The sequence below is a fragment of the Xanthomonas populi genome (assembly GCF_002940065.1).
Lineage (GTDB): Bacteria > Pseudomonadota > Gammaproteobacteria > Xanthomonadales > Xanthomonadaceae > Xanthomonas > Xanthomonas populi.
The window spans coordinates 1-20,111 of the sequence record NZ_MDEJ01000072.1; the positions used below are offsets into that span (position 1 = coordinate 1).

Below are 20,111 nucleotides of genomic sequence, written 5' to 3' on the forward strand. Positions count from 1 at the left end.
ATGCGCGCACTTGTTTCTACACGATCCGGGTGCAACCAGCTGATCTATCTCGGGAAAACGTGGGGAAACCTCAGGGTCGGGACGCATGTGCGATTGCGGCCTCGGCGGGCACTGTCGGCCAGGCAATTCGTGCAGTTGTTCGCAGTGTTGGCGGGAACGATGTGGTTATTTGCAGGCTTGGGGTGGTGGACCGGCAATGCGTTCGCGCCGGTGTTCGCCCTGTTGCACAGTGGCGTGGTAGCGCTGGCGCTACGGCAGTTATGGCGAAGTGGCGAGCGTGAAGAAGCGATCCGTGTGGGGGACACCATTGTTGAGGTGTTTCCGTCTGAGAATGCGCCACCAGCGTTTCAGGCACATCCGCACTGGGTGCGGTTACGTGTGGAACGCGACGACAGAGTGTTGCTGATAAGCAGCGGCAGGCAGATCGAGATCGGAATTTTTCTCGGGCCGGCCGAACGTGTGGAGCTGGCAATTACGCTGAAACGCTTGCTCGCGGCCGCCAATGGCCGTCACCGATGACGTAAGGGTCTAGGCAATGACGCAACGCAGCAGCCGGAAGGCGACGTACACGAAGTTGGGTCTGGCAATAGTAGCGCTACTGAGCGCGCCGGCCGCCTGGGCGCAATCGGCCGACCCGAAGGAATGGCAGCTCAACATGGGCCGCGGGGTCACGCAGACCGCGCGAATGGCCTACGAGGCGCACATGGTGGCGCTGTGGGTCTGCGTGGTGATCGGCGCGCTGGTGTTCGGCGCGCTGGGCTATGCGATCTTCAAGTTCCGCAAGTCCAAGGGCGCGGTGACTGCGCAATTCAGTCACAACACCACAGTAGAAGTATTGTGGACGGTGATTCCAGTCTTGGTGCTGATCGCGATGGCCTGGCCGGCGACGGCCAAGCTGATTGCGATGTACGACACCCGTGAGTCGGAAATGACCGTCAAGGTGACCGGCTACCAGTGGATGTGGAAATACGAGTATCTGGGCCAGGGCGTGGAATTCACCAGCCGGCTGGCGCGCGAATCCGATCGCATTCGCCAGAGTGGCGAGCGCCCGACCGCTACATCTCAGCCGCATTATCTATTGGATGTGGACAACCGCCTTGTGCTGCCGGTCGGCACCAAGATCCGCTTTGTGATCACGGCCGACGACGTCATTCACGCGTGGTGGGTGCCGGCACTTGGCTGGAAGCAGGACGCGATCCCCGGCATCGTCAACGAGGCATGGACCAATATCGAGCAGCCGGGCGTGTATCGCGGGCAGTGCGCCGAGTTGTGCGGCAAAGATCATGGCTTCATGCCGATCGTGGTGGAGGCATTGCCCAAGGCCGAATTCCAGCGCTGGTTGGCGGCGCGGCGCAGTGCCGGCGCAACGCCCGCTGCACCGGCAGGCACGCCGGCACCGGCGCCGGCTTACACACCTGCAGCAGCGCCTGCTGGCGAGGCCGCTCCAGCCGCCGCGCCTGCTCCAGCTGCCGCACCGACCGCCGCTCTTTAATCGCTCGCAACCGCACCGTTTTATAGAGGTCGTTCCGTCATGGCGCATACCGCAGTCGATCACCACGGACACCACCAGCCCGGTTTCGTCGAGCGCTGGTTCTTCTCGACCAATCACAAGGATATCGGCACGCTGTATCTGCTGTTTTCTTTCGTGATGTTCATCATCGGCGCGGCGATGAGCGTGGTGATCCGCGCTGAATTGATGCAGCCCGGGTTGCAGTTCGTCAAACCCGAATTCTTCAACCAAATGACCACCGTGCATGCATTGGTGATGATCTTTGGCGGCGTGATGCCGGCGTTCGTTGGTCTGGCCAACTGGATGATTCCGCTGCAGATCGGCGCGCCGGATATGGCGCTGCCGCGCATGAACAACTGGTCGTTCTGGTTGCTGCCGGTGGCATTCACCTTGTTGTTGCTGACTCTGTTCCTGCCCGGTGGCGCGCCTGCCGGTGGCTGGACGCTGTACCCGCCGCTGTCGCTGCAAGGCGGCTATAACGTGGCTTTCAGCGTGTTTGCGATCCATGTTGCCGGCGTCAGTTCGATCATGGGGGCGATCAACATCATCGCCACCGTGCTCAACATGCGCGCGCCCGGCATCGATCTGTTGAAGATGCCGATCTTCTGCTGGGCCTGGCTGATTACCGCCTTCCTGCTGATCGCGGTGATGCCGGTGCTGGCCGGCGCGGTAACCATGTTGCTGACCGACAAGTTCTTCGGCACCAGTTTCTTCAATGCGGCCGGCGGCGGCGACCCGGTGATGTACCAGCACATTTTCTGGTTCTTCGGGCACCCCGAGGTCTACATCATGATCCTGCCGGCGTTCGGCGTGGTCAGCGAAATCATCCCGACCTTCAGCCGCAAGCCGCTGTTCGGGTATCAGGCGATGGTCTATGCGATCGCGGCGATCGCATTTTTGAGTTTCATCGTGTGGGCGCACCACATGTTCACCGTGGGCATGCCGCTCGGTGGCGAAATCTACTTCATGTTCGCCACGATGCTGATCTCCATCCCGACCGGGGTGAAGGTGTTCAACTGGGTCAGCACGATGTGGAAGGGGGCGCTGACGTTCGACTCGCCGATGTTGTGGGCAGTGGCATTCGTGATTCTCTTCAGCATTGGTGGGTTCTCGGGCCTGATGCTGGCGATCGTGCCGGCAGATTTCCAATATCACGACACCTATTTTGTGGTCGCGCATTTCCATTATGTGTTGGTCACCGGTGCGGTGTTCGCGCTGATTGCGGCGGTGTATTACTGGTGGCCAAAGTGGACCGGGTGCATGTACAACGAGACTTGGGCCAAGTTCCACTTCTGGTGGACGATGGTGTTCGTCAATCTGTTGTTCTTCCCGCAGCATTTTCTCGGGCTGGCCGGCATGCCGCGGCGTATTCCCGATTACAACGTGGTGTTTGCCGACTGGAATCTGATCAGCTCGATCGGTGCGTTCGGCATGTTCGCCACCCCGTTCCTGATGGCAGGCATTCTGTTTTCCTCGCTGCGCAATGGTGCGAAGGCCGAAGCGCGTGCGTGGGAAGGCGCAAAGGGACTGGAGTGGACGGTGCCGTCGCCTGCGCCGGCGCATACCTTCACCGTGCCGCCGGTGATCAAGCCTGGAGATCTTGCGCATGAAGACATCGGTCACTGAGTCCGCGCCGCTGCCGGCTGTAGCACGTTTACTCTCCGCTGCAGAACGGCATGCGCAACAGCGCCGTGCCGTGCGCCGCACCGCGATCACTGTCGGCATCGTCGCGCTGCTGATTTACGCAGGTTTCATTGCTTCAGGAGTCATCGGGCGATGAACGCCCGCGCACCTGCACCGACCGCCGGCTTGTTCAAGCTGCTGGGTGTGGTATTGGGCGTGTTCGTGCTGACCTTTTCGCTGGTGCCGCTGTACCGCATCGCTTGCGAAAAAGTCTTCGGAATTCGCATGGAGCGCGCACCTGGCAGCACCCGTGCGAGTGCTGCTTCGATTTCAGGGGCGGGCAAGCGCACGGTGCGGGTGGAGTTCGATGCCGGGGTCAATTCGAAGCTACCGTGGACCTTCCATCCCGAGCAGATGACGATGGACGTGGTGCCGGGCGAACTCAACGAGGCGCTGTATTTTGCGCGCAACGATAGTGTGCGTGCGGTGGTCGGCAGCGCGGTGCCATCGGTCGCGCCAGCGCGTGCCTCCGGGTATTTCAACAAGACCGAATGTTTCTGTTTTACCGCGCAGACCTTGCAGGCTGGCGAAACGCGCGATATGCCGCTGCGTTTTATCGTCGACCCTGCGTTGCCGCCGGAGGTCACCACGATCACCTTGTCTTACACGTTCTATCGCAACGACACCCTGACCTCGGAGTTGCAAGGCGGTGGCGCATCCAGCGCGCCGCGCGCGGCGCCGTAATCCTTCCTCCACTACACGTACCACCGACACGGAAGCAACGCCATGGCCGACCATAGTCCCAACGCCGACGCGTATTTCGTCCCGAGCCATAGTAAGTGGCCGTTTGTCGGGTCGATTGCGATGTTCGTGATGATGATCGGCGTGGCCAGCTGGCTCAACGACGCGGCATGGGGACGCTGGACGTTCTTCGCGGGCGTTGCGATGTTGCTGGCGACCTTGTTCATGTGGTTCGGCGATGTCATCCGCGAATCCAATGCCGGGCACTACAACCGCCAGGTGGATGGCTCGTTCCGCATGGGGATGGTGTGGTTCATTTTTTCTGAGGTGATGTTCTTCTGCGCCTTCTTCGGTGCGTTGTTCTACACGCGCGTGTTGACGCTGCCCTGGCTGGGGGGCGAAGGCGATGGTGTGATGACCAACGAGCTGCTGTGGAATGGCTATTCCGCTGCGTGGCCGACCAATGGCCCCGGCACGATCGGTGGGCAGTTCCAGACCATTCCGGCGTGGGGCTTGCCGCTGATCAATACGCTGATTCTGCTCAGCTCCGGCGTGACCTTGACCATCGCCCATCACGCGCTCAAGGGTGGTCGTCGCGGTGTGCTGTTGGTGTGGCTGGGTCTGACCGTGCTGCTGGGTTGCCTGTTTCTGTTTCTGCAGGCCGAGGAATATATCCACGCCTACACCGAGCTCAATCTGACGCTGGGGTCGGGAATCTACGGCTCGACCTTCTTCATGCTCACCGGCTTTCACGGCATGCACGTGCTGCTGGGCACGATCATGTTGGCAGTGATGTGGCTGCGCGTGGCGCGAGGTCACTTCACCCGCGACAACCACTTCGCTTTTGAAGCGGCCGCGTGGTACTGGCACTTCGTCGACGTGGTGTGGCTGGCGCTGTTTTTGTTCGTGTATGTACTTTGAGAATCGGAAATCGGAAATCGGAAATCGGAAATCGGAAATCGGAAATCGGAAATCGGAAGAGCGAGCCTGCTTCCGCCTTTACGATTTCCTACTGTCCATTCCCGAAGCGTCAGCGCCCAAGCCCATGCGGCTTGATCCAGCCTGTGTAGATGCCGAGGATCACCACCGCGATCAGCGCGACCGATAGACCGATGCGCCAGGTCAGTGCGTTGACGGTGCGTCTGGTCTCGCCGCGGTCGGTTAGCAGGTAGTAGAGGCCTGCGCCCAGGTTCCATAGGATCACGATCAGGAAGGCGACAATCAGCAGCGTCTTGAGCGAATCGTTCACAACAGCCCCGGTGGTGTCAGCGTGGTAGCGGCATTGCACGCCTTTTTGCGTCGCTTGTCATGATGCGCAAGCACCCGTTGGTGTTGGGTTGGTGTCTGGCCTTGGCGGTGAGCGCGTGTTGTGTTGCGCTGGGGCAATGGCAGCTGAAGCGCATGCATAGCAAACAAGCCTTGCTGGAACGTGCGGCGCATGTGCGCGAGACGCCGTTGACGCTGGTGCGGGCGCTGTGCACGCCACACGAACTTGCCTGGGTCAGCGGGCGCGTGGGTTTTCTGCCGCAGCAGGTGTTGCTGGACAATCAACTGCATGCCGGGCGCGCTGGTGTTCACGTCTATCAACTTGCCTCGCCGCAAGGCAGCCCTGTCACGCTGCTGGTCGATCTGGGCTGGCTGCCGTTGCCGGCCAATCGGCAGTTGCCGACGATCACGCCACTGCAAGGGACCCAGGCACTGCAGGGGTTGCTGAGCGCGCCGCCTTCGGCTGGACTTGCGATTGGGCCGGCATTGGCGGCCACCAATGCGCCGCAGACCTGGCTGGCCACGCGTCTGGATACAACCGCTCTGCGCAGCGCGTTTGGGAGGCGCGACATTTCGTCGCAGGTATTGCGGCTGGATCCGGCCCTACCGGTTGGTTATGCGCGCGATCTGGAGATGCTGCCGAACACGCTGCCACCCGCACGGCATTTGGGTTATGCGGTGCAATGGTTCGTTCTGGCGGCAGCGGTGCTGGTCACCGCGGCACTGCTGACGTGGCGCGCGCGGCGGCGTCGTCGACGCGGGCACTGACGCTTGCGGCATGAGAAAATCGCCGACATGACCTCATCCACATCGGCCACGCCGCACTTGGTCAAACGCGGCCGCAGGATGCTGATTGCCCTGGCGGCGCTGTTCTTCGGCTCGATGTTGCTGGCCGGCGTGCTGCGTTTCTCCGGATGGCAGCCGGCATCAATGCGCAATCACGGCGAACTGCTCACCCCGCCCGCCGACCTGCGTGCGCTGGTGCCGTTGCGCGCGGACGGGCAGCCGTATGCATGGACGCCTGCCGAACGCGTGTGGCGTATCGCGCTCGCTCCGCCCACGAATTGCACGCAGCAGTGCGTAACGCTGGCAGCGGAGCTGGACAAGGTGTGGCAACTGCTTGGGCACCGCGCCGACAAGGTGGATGTGTTGTGGATCGGCGCCCCGCCAGCCGGTCTGCCGCCGATGCCGGCCCTGCGTGTGTTGCGCGACGATGCGCGGCTGCGGCAGGCCTTGCCGCGCGCTACCGATACTGCCGGCGTGCCGGTGTATGTGATCGACCCCAACGGCTTCGTGATCCTGCGTTATGCCCCAGGGTTCGACCCGGCCGGCCTGCGTGCCGATCTGGTCAAGCTGCTGAAACTGATGTGAGCCCGTTTCGATGAATCTGTTTGCGCCACCGGCATTGTTCCGCCACTTCCATCGCATGGCCTGGCTGGCTGCGGTGTTCACTGCGAGCACGATCCTGTTCGGGTCGTTCGTGCGCCTGTCCGATGCCGGCATGAGCTGCCCGGATTGGCCGACCTGCTACGGCCGCGTCACCTGGCCGAAGACCACCGATGAAGCTAACACGCATGTGGCCAGCAAGATCCGTCCGCTGGAGTCGCACAAGGCCTGGCGCGAGCAGGTGCACCGTTTCCTGGCCGGCGCGCTCGGGGTGGAAGTGCTGGCGCTGTCGTTGCTGGCGGTGCGGCGCCGACGCATGGGTATTGCGCAGGTGGTCTCTACGGCGGTGCTGGTTGCGTTGTCGATCCCGCTGTACATGTCCGGCTGGCATGCGTTGGCGTCCGCTGTGGCGATCACGGGCGAGGCCATCCTGCTGCTGGCGGCGCTGCGCTGGAGCAATATCGATCTGGCGCGTGCGGCGGTGCTGACACTAGCGGTAGTGATTTTCCAGGCACTACTGGGCATGTGGACGGTGACGCTGCTGCTCAAACCCATCGTGGTGACGGGCCATTTGCTCGGCGGCATGCTGATGTTCTCGCTGCTGGTATGGATGGCCTGGCGCGCGACGCATCTGCCGATCACGCTGGCCGAGGCCTCGCGGTTGAAGTGGTTGCTGCGCCTGGGCGTGGCGGTGCTGGGCCTGCAGATCGCGCTGGGCGGTTGGGTCAGTGCCAACTACGCAGCGCTGGCATGCGGCGGCGGTAGCTGGTCGGCCGACAATTTCCCGCGTTGTGTGAGCCAATGGTGGCCGCCGCATGACGTCCGCGAAGGCTTCACGCTCTGGCGCGGGATCGGGGTGGATTACGAAGGTGGCGTACTCGATGGCGCGGCGCGCATCGCCATCCAGATTGCGCACCGATTGTGCGCAATTGCCACCGCGCTGTATCTGTGGTGGCTGGCCTGGCGCCTGTCGCGCTCGCCGGGCATGCGCGTGTGGGCAGGTGCGCTGGCGGTGCTGGTGGCGGTGCAAGTGACGCTGGGCATGCTCAACGTCAAGCTGGCGTTGCCGCTGGAAGTGTCGGTGCTGCACAACGGCGGGGCGGTGGCATTGTTGTTCGTGCTGGTCTCGCTGTTGGCGCGGCTGCGCGCGCCGGAGTGAACATGGCTGTCAGCGCACGCGATTACTGGGATCTGACCAAACCCAAGGTGGTGGCACTGATCGTATTCACCGCGTTGGTGGGCATGTTCCTGGCCATCCCCGACGTGCCGACGTGGCTGCAGGTGCGCACCGGTGCGTTGGGCTTTCTGGGTATCTGGCTGGCCGCGTCGGCGGCAGCGGCGATCAACCAATTGCTCGATGCCAAGATCGATGCACAGATGGCGCGCACCTCTTGGCGCCCGCTGGTGGTGGGCAAGGTGCGGCCGTGGCAGGTGCTGCTGTTCGCCAGCGTGCTGATCGTGATCTCCATGACCATTCTGGTGGTCTGGGTGAACATCATCACCGCGGTGCTGACCTTCGCTTCGCTGATCGGCTATGCGGTGATCTACACCGTGTACCTGAAGCGTGCGACCCCGCAGAACATCGTGATCGGCGGGCTTGCCGGCGCCACCCCGCCGATGCTGGGCTGGGCGGCGGTCACCGGGCTACCGACCAGTGCCGATTGGATCAATGCCTCGCTGCTGGTACTGATCATCTTCATCTGGACGCCGCCGCATTTCTGGGCGCTGGCGATCTTCCGGCGCGCCGATTACGCCAAGGCCGCGATCCCGATGTTGCCGGTGACCCACGGCGTGCCGCATACGCGCAGGCAGATCCTGGTCTACACGGTGCTGCTGGCGATCGTGACGCTTCTGCCGGTGGCGGTAGGTATGAGCGGGGTGTTCTATCTGGGCGGCGCACTGGTGCTCAACGTGGTGTTTCTCTGGTACGCGTGGCGCATGCTCGACCCGCCGGACGAACTGTTTTCGATGAAGATGTTCGGGTACTCCATCGTGTATCTGATGGCGCTGTTTGCGTTTTTGATGGTGGACCATTTGCTGCTGCCTTGGGTGCGATAGCCGTGACAGCGACAGGCAGCTTCCGCTAAGAGCCATCAACACCTCACTGCACAGCCGTCAGAAAAGTGCGGTCCATGTTCGGAACAGGCGTGTACCACGCGTAAACGCCAGCTCCAAGCGCCGCCCAACATCTGCCGGTCAACAACCGGCCATATTTTGCTGGCCGCTCTGAATCGCTGCGCAGCTGCCTGCACCGTTGCGCCGGCTCAACTCAGCCAGCTGGCGCAATCGCTGGTGTTCTTGCTGCCGCAGCTGGTCTGCATCTTCTGCTGCAATCGTCTCAGCACCGCATTGCTTTCCGGGTGATGCTGCTTGCTCCAGGTCTTCAGTGCAGCGCCAAGCGTGGCGAAGCGCTGCCGGGTGCGTTGACGGTCGCCGTCGGGTTGCCCGGCAAGCTCACCGATCACCTGCGTGGCGGCCGTTTCGATGCCGGCGGTATCGTCGGGACTCAGGCGGATCAGCCCACCCACATACAGCACGCCCCACTGCACGCGGGTGGCAGGACCTTGTGCACTCTCGTAGGCCTTCTTGAGCCAGGAGAGCGCGGTCTTTTTATCGCCGCGTTGTTCGGCCAGATCGGCCAGTTCGGGCATGTAGTAATACGGCGTCTTGCTGCGTGCCAACTCGGCCAGCAGCAACTGCTCGGCGCCGCTGCCGTCGCCCACTTCGCTCAGCAGCGCCGCGGCGCTGCTGATGGTGGATTGGCGCTCTTCATCGGTCTTGGCTGTGTCGGTTGCCCATTGCACGCGTTGGTGCACGGTGTCGACCACGGTTTTGGGGAGCGGCGGTTGCGGGCCTTTTGCTTCGGTTTCGGTGGGCTGGCCTTGCGCCAGGCGTGCAAGCTGGATCTGCGCGTATGCGGTGCCCAGCCGGTCGGCAATCGGCAACGCGCTGTCCGCGTAGACCTTGTCCAAGGCCAGATTCAGCGCGTTGGACAAGGTGCTGCGCTCGCCGGTATCGCTGCTGGCAGCGGCGACCAGACGCGCGGGGACGTAGGTCAGTGTGCCGCGATTGGCGCGCACCTCTGCCGGATCGGCCAGCACCGATTCCAGCAGCGTGCGCGAAGCTGCAGTGGCTGCAGGAGGGTCCTTGGCGGCGGCAATCGCCGCCAGCGCGAAGCTGCGTTGCAGGGCTGGCTGCGGGGCCGATTTGGATAAACGCGTGAGCACATCGACGGCCTCATCGGGCTTGATCAGCCGATCGTCGGTGCCCCAGGCATAATTGCCGAGCACCGTCCAGTCGTCCGCGCTGAGTTGCTGCGGGGTCTGCAATGCGGTGTCGATCAGTTGCTTGGCGGTGCTGGTGCTCTTGGCTGCGACGCGCAGCACATCGGCCAGGCGCGCGTTGTCGGCATCGCCGGCCAGACGGGTGATCTCGCTGCGATCCGGGCGCAGCACGATGATGGTCGGGTAGCCCTTGATGCCGAAGCGCTCGCCCCAGGCCTGCGCGCCTTCCGAATCGCCGTCCAAATGCACCGCCACGAACTGCTGGGTGCGGGCGATGAAGGCCGGATCCTTGAACAAGGTGGCCTTCAGGCGATTGCACGGCGGGCACCAGGCCGCGCCCCAGTACAGCAGGATCGGCTTGCCGCTTTCCTTGGCCTCGGCGAAGGCATCTTCGACATCGCCTTCGCGCCAGGCGATGCTGGACGCAGCGGCCGGCGAGGCCGTCGCCTTGGTCTGTGCGGGTGCTGCCTGCGTTGCAGGCTTGTTGCAGGCAGTGAGCGTTGCCAGCACCGCCAGCAGCGCAATCAAGGACGGGGAGGGGAGTCGGAACGACAGCGTCATGGCAATCACCGATGGGGGACGGCAGGAGGTGGATCCAACACTCTAGCGAGCGGCGCTGTGCCAGCGTTGGAGTGCGTCATAACCGTTTTATATCTGCTTACAACCCGCACCGATATGCAGTGCAAAGTGGTGTCGCTCGGAGCGTACTGGCTTGGCGATGGCGGCAGATGCAACGCGCCGGCAGCAAGCAGGCATCCGTAGGTCACGCAGCGCGGGTTGACTGGCTGTCATCGATCAGATCACCGCGGTGCAGTGATCGTCACGCTCAGTGACCATCGGCATCGGCTGGCGGCTCGCTCGGCGCGGTGCGCGCATACCGTGCGGCCACGAACGCGCAGACGATCAGCTGCAACTGGTGGTACAGCATGATCGGCAACACAATGGCGCCGAGGCCACCGCCGGCGAACATCACCTTGGCCATCGGCACGCCGGTGGCCAGACTTTTCTTCGAGCCGCAAAAGACAATCGCGATCTCGTCGGCGCGGCTGAAGTGCAGGCGCCGCGCGATGAAGGTGATCGAGAGCATCGCAACGGCCAGCAACAGTGCGGCCGCACCGAGCACGGCAAGCAAGGCTGGCAACGGCGTCTTCTGCCACAGCCCTTCGTTCACCGATGCGCTGAAGGCGGTGTAGACCACCAGCAGGATGGTGCCCTGGTCGGTGTAACGCAGCACGGCGCGATGGCGTTCGACCCAGCCGCCGATCCACGGACGCAGGAAATGCCCGGCCAGGAACGGCACCAGCAACTGCAGCATGATCTTGCCGATCGCCTCGGCAGGGTGCGCCATCGCGCCTTGACCGCCGACCAGTGCGCCCATCAGCAATGGCGTGAGAAACACGCCCAACAGGCTGGAAAGCGAGGCTGCACAGACCGCGGCCGGCACGTTGCCGCGCGCCATCGAAGTGAACGCGATCGACGATTGCACCGTGGACGGCAGCGCGCACAGAAACAGCACGCCGACATACAGCTCAGGTGTCAGCGCGAGATGCGCAAGTGGTTTGGACAACAACCCGAGCAGCGGAAACAACACGAACGTGCAGGCCAGAATCACTAGATGCAGGCGCCAATGCAGCGCGCCGGCCTTAACCGCCTCGCGCGACAACCGCGCGCCGTGCAGGAAGAACAACGTGGCGATCGCCACGTCGGTGACAGCGTTCATGATCGCTGCGGCGGCGCCGGAGACCGGCAGAAACGAAGCGAGCGTGACCGTGCACAGTAGCGCGAGGGTGAATGGATCAATGCGCAATCGCGCCAACAGCTTCTTCATCGAGGTCCCGAATAGTGCGCGATCAGGCGCATGGTACGCGTCATTCTACGATGTGCGGCCACTTGGGCACCGGGCACGACAAGGTGACCTATCCCAATCGTGGAAACACCCGCTACAACGCGGCGAGCGCTTTGAATAGTTCGCGCAGCTCGTACTTGTCGGTGTCGTCCAGGCCCTGCGCGCGCTGTTTGTCCTGCAGTTCGTCCAGGCGCTGACGCAGCAATTGCTTGTCCAGTTGCGCGACGACGTCGTGCAACTCCATCGTCCAACTGCGTTCGTCGCCGGGCAATGCCTGTGCCGCCAGTTTCTGCAGCGCGGCCTGTTCTTCGCGTTCGGCGAAGTGTTCCAGCAGTGCGCCGGTGCCGATTTCCGGGCGTTGCCGCACCAGTGCCAGCAGTTCCATCAACAAGCCGATGCCGGGCAGACGCAGGCCGGAAAAGTCATGCTCGCCTTCCAGGCTCATCGCCAGCGACGGTTGCTGCAGCAGGATGGCGATTGATGCCCGTACCAGGCTGCGTTTTTGCGGCGGCGCGCCCATGCGTGCAGGTGGCCGCCCTTGTGGCGTGGATACCGGCGTCGACGCATTCGCGCCCACGCCGGTCAGGCGCGACAGTTCCTGCTTCATCAAATCGCCGAACGCGCCTTCGGGAATCTGCGCCAGCATCGGCCGTGCGCGTTCGGCCAGACGCGCACGGCCGTCGAGCGTGTGCAGGTTGATCTCGCGCGACATCTCGTCGAAGAAGAACTGCGACAGCGGCGTGGCCTGTTTCAGCCGTTGATCGAAGGCCTGCGCGCCTTCCTTGCGTACGATGGTGTCCGGATCTTCGCCATCGGGCAGGAACAGAAAGAACGCCTGGCGGCCGTCCTTCATGCGCGGCAGCACCGATTCCAGCGCACGCCAGCCCGCCTTGCGGCCGGCGTTGTCGCCGTCGAAGCAGAAGTACACATCTGGCGCATTGCGGAACAGCAGTTCGGCATGTTCGGGTGTGGTCGCCGTGCCCAGCGTGGCCACCGCCTGGGTGACGCCGAACTGGAACAGCGAGACCACATCCATGTAGCCCTCCACCACGATCAGCCGCTCGATTTTCTGATTGGCCTGGCGCAACTGCCAAAGACCGTACAACTCGCGGCCTTTATGGAACAGCGCGGTTTCCGGCGAATTGAGGTACTTCGGGCCCGGGTCGCGGCCATCGGCCGGCGCGCCCATGATGCGTCCGCCGAAGGCGATCACGCGGCCGCGGCGGTCGAAGATCGGGAACATCACCCGGTCGCGGAACTTGTCGTAGACATGGCCGCGATCGTTCTTGGAAAACAGCCCGGCGCGTTCGAGCACACTCATACGGCGCGCATCGGTGCCCAGGGTGTCCTTCAACGCGCTATAGCCATCGGGCGCGTAGCCGATCTGGAAGCGTGCACGGTTGTCGGCATCCACGCCGCGCCCATGCAGATAGTCGCGGGCGCGGTCGCTGCCCTCGAGCTGACGCTGAAAGAACTGGGTGGCCGCTTCCAGTGCCGAATACAGCTCGCGGCTGTCGTCCTGCTGCTGCGGCGTGCGCTGCTGGGTCTCGCGCGGGATGTCCATGCCGGCGCGCTTGGCCAGCTCGTCGACCGCATCGAGAAATTCGAGGCGGTCGTAATTCATCAAAAAGCTGATTGCGGTGCCGTGCGCGCCGCAGCCGAAGCAGTGATAGAACTGCTTGGTCGGCGAGACCGTGAACGAGGCCGAGCGCTCGTCGTGGAACGGGCAGCGCGCCGAATATTCCTTGCCCTGACGCTTGAGCGGCACGCGACCGCCCACCACCTCGACGATGTCGGTGCGTGCAAGCAGTTCGTCGATGAATGCGTCGGGGATGCGGGCCATCCCGCTAGGATATCTTAGGGGCTGGCGCTCGCCGGTTTCAGCGAACGACTCGCTTTAGCGAGCAACCGCCTTTAGCGAAGCCGTGCGTGCAACCCGATCACGCGTGGCACAGACCGCACCGCTGCGTTCAACTGCGTGCAGGCGCTTCCGGTTGTGGTGTAGCGCTTGGTTCGGCGACCACCGGCGGCAGGTTGCCCGTATCCATGCCAGCCTCGCGCAGCTTGCGCTGCGAGCGCACCCGCTCATCAATGACTGCAGTCAGCAAGGCGCCAACGAAGAACACCACCGAGGCGTAGTACATCCACACCAGCAGGATCACCAGCGTGCCCATCGAACCATAGGCGCTGCCGGGCGCCGCCTCGGCGATGTACAGACCGATGCCGTAACGCCCCAACGTAAACAGCAGCGCGGTGATGACACCGCCGACAAAGGCCTGCCGCCAGTTCACGGTGCGATCGGGCAGATAGCGATACAGGAAGGCGAATGCGAGCGAATACAGCGCAAGGGTGGTGACATAACCGATCGCAGGTAGCACCGAGGGCAGGCGTGCGAACGCCACTTGCAGCGCGGTGGTGGCGATCATCGACACGATCAACAAGAAGCCCAGCGCCAGAATGACGCCGAACGAGAAGACCCGCTTCTTCAGCCACGCCATGACGCCTTCCAGGCGCTCCTTGTCGGTGCGGAAGATCAGGTTCAATGCGTTCTGCAACTGCGCGAAGACCGCCGTGGCACCGACGAACAGCAACAACGTGCTCCACAGTCCGGCCAGCGAACCCACGCCCGGTTGATCGGTAGCATTGCGGATCACCGTGTCGGCCACTTCGGCGGCACTACCGCCAGCCAACTGCGCGATCTGTTGTACCAAGGCTTCCTGCGCAGGCGGATACAGCGATGCGGTCAGCCACAACAGCAGCACCAACAGCGGTGACAGCGATAGCAAGGCGTAGAACGACAGAGACGCGGCCTGCGTCATCACGTCGATTTCCAGAAAACGATTCAGCAGTGCCATCGGCAGGCTGCGCTGCAGGCGGCCCAGATGCTTCTGCAGGTGTTCGGTTGAGAGCTTCGTCACCAGCGGGGAAATCCTTGGGCATACCGTGATGGGCGCAGGTGTGGGTGGGCGAAACCGGTATGCGGAATGCTTCGCCCGCGCCTGCGCTGGCGCACTTGTTCTAACAGGGCCGAATCGAAGGTCTGGTGAAAGCGGGCGCTGGATGTCGCGCCATTTGGTGCGCACGATGCGGCACCTAGATAGCCATGCTTGCGCGACTATCTGCATTGCCCTGGCGATTAGGCACAGGGCAACGCTGAGGCGGACGTCAGCCCGCCAGGCTCTTCTTGACCAGGGTCGAGACCAGGCCCATGTCGGCCTGACCGGCCAGCTTGGGCTTAAGCGCGCCCATCAGCTTGCCGATGTCGGCGGGGCTGCTGGCGCCGGTTTCGGTAATCGCGGCCTGGATGGCGGCGGCGATCTGCGCTTCGCCCATCTTGGCCGGCAGGTAGCGCTCGATCACCACGATCTCCTCGCGCTCGATCTGCGCCAGGTCTTCGCGCGCGGCGGCTTCGAACTGGGTCACCGAGTCCTTGCGCTGCTTGACCATCTTGTCGAGCACGGCGATCACTGCCGCATCGTCCATCTCGATGCGCTCGTCCACTTCCTTCTGTTTGATCCCGGCGTTGATCAGCCGGATCACGCCAAGGCTGTGCTTGTCGCCGGATTTCATGGCGGCTCTCATGTCATCGGTGAGCTGCTGCTTGAGGGGCATGCGGTGACTCCTGAGGTTGCGTGTTGAAAAAGACCAATGCAAAGAGCCGGCGACGCTTGCGCGTGCCGGCTCTGGGGTTCGATCACGATGAGCCGCGCCTTCAGCGCATGCACATCGGCAAGGAACCGCATTCGATCAGTACAAGCGCTGACGCTTGGTAACGTCGCGCGAGGAACGACGCAACTGACGCTTCACAGCAGCGGCAGCCTTGCGCTTACGCTCCTGGGTCGGCTTTTCATAGAACTCGCGCTTGCGGGTTTCGGCCAGCACGCCGGCCTTTTCGCAGGTGCGCTTGAAACGGCGGAGCGCAAATTCGAAGGGCTCGTTCTCGCGGACTTTAACGCTGGGCATGGGTTCTCCAGATAATGGGATTTCCGTCCGGGAGCCCCGGGCGGGTGCGAGCGGACTCGCGTGACGGAATTTCCGGGTTGCCCCGGCGAGCCGCGCATTATAACGACTTGCCAACGACCTGCAAGTCCCGAGCAAGATTTGCGTCTGCAGGCCTATAAAAGCGTGCGTTTGGGTCTGATCGGGCAGTGATCACATGGCGGTGCAGCAGATCGCCCTTGAGCGATCTGCGCAGGGGAAAAGCTGCGAAAATAGGCAGCATGTGCCTGTCTGCCGAGTTGCCGTGAAAGTTCTTGGGATCGAATCATCGTGCGATGAGACCGGTGTGGCGGTCTATGACACCGCCCTGTCCGGCGTGCCTGCCGTGCGCGCCCATGCGGTCTACAGCCAGATTGCGCTGCATGCCGAATACGGCGGGGTGGTGCCGGAGCTGGCCAGTCGCGACCATGTGCGCAAGCTGCTGCCGCTGATCCGCCAGACCCTGGACGAGGCCGGATTGCGCATCGACGAGCTCGATGGCGTGGCCTATACCGCCGGCCCGGGCCTGGTAGGCGCACTTCTTGTCGGTGCGGGCGTGGCGCGCTCGCTGGCCTGGGCGCTGGACGTGCCGGCGATCGGTGTGCATCACATGGAAGGCCATCTGCTGGCGCCCTTGATGGAAGACGACCCGCCGCAGCCGCCGTTCGTGGCGCTGCTGGTCTCTGGCGGCCATACCCAACTGGTGTCGGTCAAGGCGCTTGGGTGTTACGAAGTGCTGGGCGAGACGCTGGACGATGCGGCCGGCGAGGCCTTCGACAAGACCGCCAAGATGATGGGCTTGCCGTATCCGGGTGGCCCGCAACTGGCCGCCCTTGCCGAAAGCGGCACACCGGGGCGCTACAAATTCTCGCGACCGATGACCGACCGTCCGGGCCTGGATTTCAGTTTTAGCGGGCTCAAGACCCAGGTGCTGCTGGCCTGGCGCGCTAGCGACCAGTCCGACACCACGCGGGCGGACATCGCACGCGGGTTCGAGGATGCGGTGGTGGAGACGCTGGCCATCAAGTGCCTGCGCGCGCTGGATGCGGCCGACTGCAACACGTTGGTAGTAGCCGGCGGCGTGGGCGCGAACAAGCGCCTGCGCGCGCGCCTGCAGGAAGCGGCGCAACGGCGCGGCGGCCGGGTGTGCTTCCCGCGGCCGGCCTTGTGCACAGACAACGGCGCGATGATCGCCTTCGCCGGCGCGCTGCGGCTGGAAGCCGGCGAGCGCGCCGATGCGGCGGTGCATGTGACGCCCCGCTGGGATATGGCGAGCTTGCAGCCGTTGGCGGCGGCGCGGGATTCGGGAGTGGGGAGTAGGGGTTCGTAGAAGCCCGTCCCTTCGCTTGATGTTTTCCCCGCTTTCACCAAACCCGAATCCCTACTTCCCAATCACGGTCACCCATGGACAAAGTTTTTATTGAAGGCCTGGAAATCGATGCGCTGATCGGTATCTACGACTGGGAGCGGCGCATCCGCCAGACGCTGCGATTCGACCTGGAGATGGGGTTCGACAACCGCATTCCGGCCGCCAGCGACGACATCGCCGACACGCTGAACTACAAGGCGGTGAGCAAGCGGTTGATCGAGTTCGTGCAGGCATCGGACTTCGGGCTGGTGGAAACGCTGGCCGAGCGCTGCGCGGCGATCGTGCTGGACGAGTTTCAGGTGCAGTGGCTGCGGCTGAAGCTGAGCAAGCCGTGCGCGGTGCGCGGCGCGCAGGCGGTTGGCGTGATCATCGAGCGTGAGCGTGGCTTTCTATAGATGTCAGGCGTCCGCCTGCAACGGGATGTGGGCTTGGACCTTGGTGATGCGTGGAGCCAACGCATGCGCATAACCTGCTCTTGCTGCAATACGACGCCCCAATCCCCAATCCCGCCTTTTCCCGCTTCCCGAAACTTGCATCCTCGCGGTCGCGTCAGGCTAGAATTGACGGCCATGTAAACGTTTTCTCAAGGATCTCATGGCTGCTGATCGTATCGAAACCCTGATTGCCCGGATGACCGTCGAAGAGAAGGTGGGACAGTTGGGTGTGTTCGCCGACATGGTGCGGCCGTTCGCGCCGGACGTGAATCCTGAAGCCAATGTACTTAACGCCGACGAAGTGCTGCAGCAGGTGCGGCAGGGGCGCGTGGGCTCGTTGTTCAATGGTGTCGGCGCCGCGTTGGGCGTGCAGATCCAGACAGTGGCGGTGGAAGAGAGCCGTCTTGGCATCCCGGTGATTTTGGCTGCGGACGTGATCCACGGCATGCGCACCGTGTTCCCGATTCCGCTGGGCGAAGCCGCCAGTTTCGAGCCGGAACTGGCCGAGCGCACCGCGCGCGCCACCGCGCTCGAAGCGACTGCCGCCGGTTTGCACTGGACCTACGCACCGGCGGTGGACATCGCGCGCGATCAGCGCTGGGGCCGTGGCGCGGAAGGCGCCGGCGAAGACGTGTTGCTGGGCGCTGCGTTTGCCGCCGCCCGTGTGCGCGGCTTCCAGGGCAGCGATTTAAAAGCCGACGACTCGTTGCTTGCGACCCCGAAGCACTTCGCCGCCTATGGCGCGGTAGTGGCGGGCATGGAATACAACACCGTGGACATCTCGCCGCAGACCCTGCGAGATGTGCATCTGCCGCCGTTCAAGGCCGCTTTCGATGCCGGCGCGCTGACCGTGATGTCCTCGTTCAACGACATCAACGGCGTGCCGGCCAGCGCCAACCATGAGTTGCTGACGCAGATCCTGCGCGGGCAGTGGCAATTCCCCGGCGTGGTGATTTCAGACTACACCGCCGACATGGAACTGATTGCGCACGGTTACGCCTCCGACGAGCGCGATGCGACCAAAAAAGCGTTTCTGGCCGGTCTGGACCTGAGCATGCAGAGCGGCTTCTATGCCGCGCATCTGCCCTCGCTGGTGGAAAGCGGCGAGGTGCCGATGGCTACGCTGGATGCCAGCGTGCGCCGCATGCTGCAGCTGAAAGAGGCGATCGGGTTGTTCGACAACCCGTACCGCTCGCTGGATCCGGCACGCGAAGCCTGCACCGCGCATCTGCCTGCGCACGATGCGCTGTCGCGCGATGCGGCACGGCGTTCGATCGTGTTGCTGAAAAACGACGGCGACGTGTTGCCGCTTAAGAAAAGCGGACAGCATATCGCGCTGATCGGGCCGTTCGTGCAGGACCGCGAGAATATCGAGGGCTGCTGGACCTTGTTCGGCGACAAGCAACGCTACGTGACCCTGGAGCAGGGCGTGCGTGCTGTGATCGGTAGCGAGCATCTGAGCGTGGTGCCTGGCTGCGGCTTGGAAGAGGCGCTGCCAGGCGGGATTTCCGCCGCCATCGATGCGGCGCAGGCCGCCGACGTGGTGGTGCTGGCGTTGGGCGAGCCGCAGCGTTTCAGTGGCGAGGCGCAGTCGCGCACCGAGATCGTATTGCCGCCGGCACAGCAGACGCTAGCCGAAGCCATTGCCGCCACCGGTACGCCGATGGTGGTGTTGCTGCGCAACGGGCGTGCGCTGGCGTTGAGCGGTGCGGTACGCGATGCCGATGCGATTGCGGTCACCTGGTATCTGGGCACGCAGACGGGCACCGGCGTGGCCGATGTGTTGTTCGGCGATTACAACCCGTCTGCGCGGCTGCCGATCAGCTTTCCGCAGGTGACCGGGCAGCAGCCGTATTTCTACAACCATCTGCGCACCGGCCGCCCGGAATTGCCGACCTTGTCCGAGTACAAGGCGCGCTGGCGCGAAATGCCCAACGAGCCGTTGTATCCGTTCGGCCACGGCTTGAGCTACACCAGCTTTGCATATGCGCAGCCGCAGTTGAGCAGCGCGCAGCTCGGTTGGGATCAGACGCTGACCATCACCACGCGCGTCATCAATACCGGCAGCGTTGCCGGCGAAGAAGTGGTGCAGCTGTATGTGCACGATCGCGTGGCCAGCCGCGTGCGCCCGGTGCGCGAACTCAAGGGCTTTCGCAAGGTGCTGTTGCAGCCTGGCGAAAGCAGGGACGTGGTGTTCACCCTGGCGCGTGAAGCGCTGGCCTTCACCAATCCCAAGGGCGTGTTCGGTGCCGAGCCGGGGCTGTTCGATGTGTGGGTTTGCGCATCGGCCAAGAGTGGCGAGGCAGTGACCTTCGAGTTGCTGGAAGGCTGAAAACGTTCGTGATTTGGAAGCGGATGCGGTTGGAATCGCCGCTTTCGGTTGATGGTATTTCCAGCAGCTAGGTGTTTGATCCCAGGCTTTGATGGTGCACTCTTTTCACTCGAATGGAAGCAAGCACAATGGGCCAGGTTCTACATGGGAGCGCCACTACGACTGAGGCGATCCGTCGAGCGATACAACAGATTCAAGAGAGCCTGAGAGCGCTTTCCAAGCGTTACGGCATCAATCAAAAGACGGTGGCGAAGTGGAAGAAGCGGACCTCGGTTGCCGATGTGCCGACCGGGCCGAGGCAGCCGTGTTCCACCGTGTTGTCCATTGAGGATGAGGCGGCGA

General features: G+C 63.4%; 20 protein-coding genes and 1 pseudogene. 14 read left to right on the forward strand and 7 right to left on the reverse strand.

The window, feature by feature from the left end; genetic code table 11:
* Window positions 1–42: 42 nt before the first annotated feature.
* Genes XpopCFBP1817_RS12590 through XpopCFBP1817_RS12615 form a run of 6 tightly spaced genes read left to right on the forward strand, consistent with a single transcriptional unit; the run spans window position 43 to window position 4,795 of the window.
* Entirely contained in the window at window positions 43–519 is a 477-nt protein-coding gene (locus XpopCFBP1817_RS12590) for a DUF2244 domain-containing protein (RefSeq protein ID WP_167393927.1), read from the forward strand.
* A 16-nt stretch (window positions 520–535) separates the two neighbouring features.
* Window positions 536–1,492 (forward strand): cytochrome c oxidase subunit II, encoded by a 957-nt coding sequence (gene coxB, locus XpopCFBP1817_RS12595; RefSeq protein WP_128417391.1) that lies wholly within the window; start codon window positions 536–538, stop codon window positions 1,490–1,492.
* Window positions 1,493–1,531: 39 nt separating this feature from the next.
* Complete coding sequence (gene ctaD / locus XpopCFBP1817_RS12600; RefSeq protein WP_128417392.1) at window positions 1,532–3,136, forward strand: cytochrome c oxidase subunit I; 1,605 nt, start codon at window positions 1,532–1,534, stop codon at window positions 3,134–3,136.
* The gene (locus tag XpopCFBP1817_RS12605; RefSeq protein ID WP_128417393.1) at window positions 3,117–3,290 is read left to right on the forward strand and encodes a hypothetical protein; all 174 of its coding nucleotides are present in this window, start codon (window positions 3,117–3,119) and stop codon (window positions 3,288–3,290) included. Before ctaD ends, XpopCFBP1817_RS12605 begins: the two co-directional genes overlap by 20 nt.
* Window positions 3,287–3,877 carry a cytochrome c oxidase assembly protein gene (locus XpopCFBP1817_RS12610; RefSeq protein WP_128417394.1) on the forward strand — a complete coding sequence of 197 codons (591 nt, stop codon included), beginning with the start codon at window positions 3,287–3,289 and terminating at the stop codon, window positions 3,875–3,877. The genes XpopCFBP1817_RS12605 and XpopCFBP1817_RS12610 overlap by 4 nt, the downstream gene beginning before the upstream one ends.
* Window positions 3,878–3,919: 42 nt before the next feature.
* Window positions 3,920–4,795, forward strand: a complete 876-nt coding sequence (locus tag XpopCFBP1817_RS12615) for a cytochrome c oxidase subunit 3 (RefSeq protein WP_128417395.1) — start codon at window positions 3,920–3,922, stop codon at window positions 4,793–4,795.
* 109 nt (window positions 4,796–4,904) lie between these two features.
* On the opposite strand, the gene XpopCFBP1817_RS12620 is transcribed toward XpopCFBP1817_RS12615, so the two are convergent.
* Window positions 4,905–5,123, reverse strand: a complete 219-nt coding sequence (locus XpopCFBP1817_RS12620; RefSeq protein ID WP_115050948.1) for a twin transmembrane helix small protein — start codon at window positions 5,121–5,123, stop codon at window positions 4,905–4,907.
* 59 nt (window positions 5,124–5,182) lie between these two features.
* Between XpopCFBP1817_RS12620 and XpopCFBP1817_RS12625 the strand changes: the two genes are divergently transcribed.
* The 4 genes from XpopCFBP1817_RS12625 to cyoE are packed head-to-tail and all read left to right on the forward strand — an operon-like array spanning window position 5,183 to window position 8,584.
* The gene (locus XpopCFBP1817_RS12625) at window positions 5,183–5,908 is read left to right on the forward strand and encodes an SURF1 family protein (protein WP_128417396.1); all 726 of its coding nucleotides are present in this window, start codon (window positions 5,183–5,185) and stop codon (window positions 5,906–5,908) included.
* A 27-nt stretch (window positions 5,909–5,935) separates the two neighbouring features.
* Window positions 5,936–6,511 (forward strand): hypothetical protein, encoded by a 576-nt coding sequence (locus XpopCFBP1817_RS12630; RefSeq protein ID WP_128417397.1) that lies wholly within the window; start codon window positions 5,936–5,938, stop codon window positions 6,509–6,511.
* Between the two features lie 10 nt (window positions 6,512–6,521).
* Window positions 6,522–7,685 carry a COX15/CtaA family protein gene (locus XpopCFBP1817_RS12635; RefSeq protein ID WP_128417398.1) on the forward strand — a complete coding sequence of 388 codons (1,164 nt, stop codon included), beginning with the start codon at window positions 6,522–6,524 and terminating at the stop codon, window positions 7,683–7,685.
* Window positions 7,686–7,687: 2 nt separating this feature from the next.
* Window positions 7,688–8,584, forward strand: a complete 897-nt coding sequence (gene cyoE / locus XpopCFBP1817_RS12640) for a heme o synthase (protein WP_128417399.1) — start codon at window positions 7,688–7,690, stop codon at window positions 8,582–8,584.
* Between the two features lie 206 nt (window positions 8,585–8,790).
* On the opposite strand, the gene XpopCFBP1817_RS12645 is transcribed toward cyoE, so the two are convergent.
* The 6 genes from XpopCFBP1817_RS12645 to rpsU all read right to left on the reverse strand — a co-directional run bounded on the left by XpopCFBP1817_RS12645 (window position 8,791) and on the right by rpsU (window position 15,619).
* Window positions 8,791–10,371, reverse strand: a complete 1,581-nt coding sequence (locus XpopCFBP1817_RS12645) for a thioredoxin family protein (RefSeq protein ID WP_128417400.1) — start codon at window positions 10,369–10,371, stop codon at window positions 8,791–8,793.
* A gap of 265 nt (window positions 10,372–10,636) precedes the next feature.
* Window positions 10,637–11,638 carry a bile acid:sodium symporter family protein gene (locus XpopCFBP1817_RS12650; RefSeq protein ID WP_128417401.1) on the reverse strand — a complete coding sequence of 334 codons (1,002 nt, stop codon included), beginning with the start codon at window positions 11,636–11,638 and terminating at the stop codon, window positions 10,637–10,639.
* A 112-nt stretch (window positions 11,639–11,750) separates the two neighbouring features.
* The gene (gene dnaG, locus XpopCFBP1817_RS12655; protein ID WP_128417402.1) at window positions 11,751–13,499 is read right to left on the reverse strand and encodes a DNA primase; all 1,749 of its coding nucleotides are present in this window, start codon (window positions 13,497–13,499) and stop codon (window positions 11,751–11,753) included.
* 127 nt (window positions 13,500–13,626) lie between these two features.
* On the reverse strand, window positions 13,627–14,574 hold the full coding sequence (locus XpopCFBP1817_RS12660) for a YihY/virulence factor BrkB family protein (RefSeq protein ID WP_128417403.1): 948 nt from the start codon (window positions 14,572–14,574) through the stop codon (window positions 13,627–13,629).
* A gap of 247 nt (window positions 14,575–14,821) precedes the next feature.
* Complete coding sequence (locus XpopCFBP1817_RS12665) at window positions 14,822–15,268, reverse strand: GatB/YqeY domain-containing protein (RefSeq protein ID WP_128417404.1); 447 nt, start codon at window positions 15,266–15,268, stop codon at window positions 14,822–14,824.
* 135 nt (window positions 15,269–15,403) lie between these two features.
* Window positions 15,404–15,619 carry a 30S ribosomal protein S21 gene (gene rpsU / locus XpopCFBP1817_RS12670; RefSeq protein WP_002808376.1) on the reverse strand — a complete coding sequence of 72 codons (216 nt, stop codon included), beginning with the start codon at window positions 15,617–15,619 and terminating at the stop codon, window positions 15,404–15,406.
* A 280-nt stretch (window positions 15,620–15,899) separates the two neighbouring features.
* On the opposite strand from rpsU, the gene tsaD reads away from it, so the two are divergent.
* The 4 genes and pseudogenes from tsaD to XpopCFBP1817_RS12690 form a co-directional block, all read left to right on the forward strand.
* The gene (gene tsaD / locus XpopCFBP1817_RS12675) at window positions 15,900–16,964 is read left to right on the forward strand and encodes a tRNA (adenosine(37)-N6)-threonylcarbamoyltransferase complex transferase subunit TsaD (protein WP_128417405.1); all 1,065 of its coding nucleotides are present in this window, start codon (window positions 15,900–15,902) and stop codon (window positions 16,962–16,964) included.
* 74 nt (window positions 16,965–17,038) lie between these two features.
* On the forward strand, window positions 17,039–17,398 hold the full coding sequence (gene folB / locus XpopCFBP1817_RS12680; protein ID WP_128417406.1) for a dihydroneopterin aldolase: 360 nt from the start codon (window positions 17,039–17,041) through the stop codon (window positions 17,396–17,398).
* A 199-nt stretch (window positions 17,399–17,597) separates the two neighbouring features.
* Window positions 17,598–19,769 (forward strand): glycoside hydrolase family 3 N-terminal domain-containing protein, encoded by a 2,172-nt coding sequence (locus tag XpopCFBP1817_RS12685; RefSeq protein WP_128417407.1) that lies wholly within the window; start codon window positions 17,598–17,600, stop codon window positions 19,767–19,769.
* Window positions 19,770–19,897: 128 nt separating this feature from the next.
* Window positions 19,898–20,111: pseudogene (locus tag XpopCFBP1817_RS12690) on the forward strand (helix-turn-helix domain-containing protein); the annotation flags it as partial.

Excerpts from the sequence above, each read along its gene's own strand:
- coxB (WP_128417391.1), top strand. The coding sequence starts at position 536 with ATGACGCAACGCAGCAGCCGGAAGGCGACGTACACGAAGTTGGGTCTG.
- ctaD (WP_128417392.1), top strand. The coding sequence starts at position 1,532 with ATGGCGCATACCGCAGTCGATCACCACGGACACCACCAGCCCGGTTTC.
- XpopCFBP1817_RS12605 (WP_128417393.1), top strand. The coding sequence starts at position 3,117 with ATGAAGACATCGGTCACTGAGTCCGCGCCGCTGCCGGCTGTAGCACGT.
- XpopCFBP1817_RS12610 (WP_128417394.1), top strand. The coding sequence starts at position 3,287 with ATGAACGCCCGCGCACCTGCACCGACCGCCGGCTTGTTCAAGCTGCTG.
- XpopCFBP1817_RS12615 (WP_128417395.1), top strand. The coding sequence starts at position 3,920 with ATGGCCGACCATAGTCCCAACGCCGACGCGTATTTCGTCCCGAGCCAT.
- XpopCFBP1817_RS12625 (WP_128417396.1), top strand. The coding sequence starts at position 5,183 with ATGATGCGCAAGCACCCGTTGGTGTTGGGTTGGTGTCTGGCCTTGGCG.
- XpopCFBP1817_RS12630 (WP_128417397.1), top strand. The coding sequence starts at position 5,936 with ATGACCTCATCCACATCGGCCACGCCGCACTTGGTCAAACGCGGCCGC.
- XpopCFBP1817_RS12635 (WP_128417398.1), top strand. The coding sequence starts at position 6,522 with ATGAATCTGTTTGCGCCACCGGCATTGTTCCGCCACTTCCATCGCATG.
- cyoE (WP_128417399.1), top strand. The coding sequence starts at position 7,688 with ATGGCTGTCAGCGCACGCGATTACTGGGATCTGACCAAACCCAAGGTG.
- XpopCFBP1817_RS12645 (WP_128417400.1), bottom strand. The coding sequence starts at position 10,371 with ATGACGCTGTCGTTCCGACTCCCCTCCCCGTCCTTGATTGCGCTGCTG.
- XpopCFBP1817_RS12650 (WP_128417401.1), bottom strand. The coding sequence starts at position 11,638 with ATGAAGAAGCTGTTGGCGCGATTGCGCATTGATCCATTCACCCTCGCG.
- dnaG (WP_128417402.1), bottom strand. The coding sequence starts at position 13,499 with ATGGCCCGCATCCCCGACGCATTCATCGACGAACTGCTTGCACGCACC.
- XpopCFBP1817_RS12665 (WP_128417404.1), bottom strand. The coding sequence starts at position 15,268 with ATGCCCCTCAAGCAGCAGCTCACCGATGACATGAGAGCCGCCATGAAA.
- rpsU (WP_002808376.1), bottom strand. The coding sequence starts at position 15,619 with ATGCCCAGCGTTAAAGTCCGCGAGAACGAGCCCTTCGAATTTGCGCTC.
- folB (WP_128417406.1), top strand. The coding sequence starts at position 17,039 with ATGGACAAAGTTTTTATTGAAGGCCTGGAAATCGATGCGCTGATCGGT.
- XpopCFBP1817_RS12685 (WP_128417407.1), top strand. The coding sequence starts at position 17,598 with ATGGCTGCTGATCGTATCGAAACCCTGATTGCCCGGATGACCGTCGAA.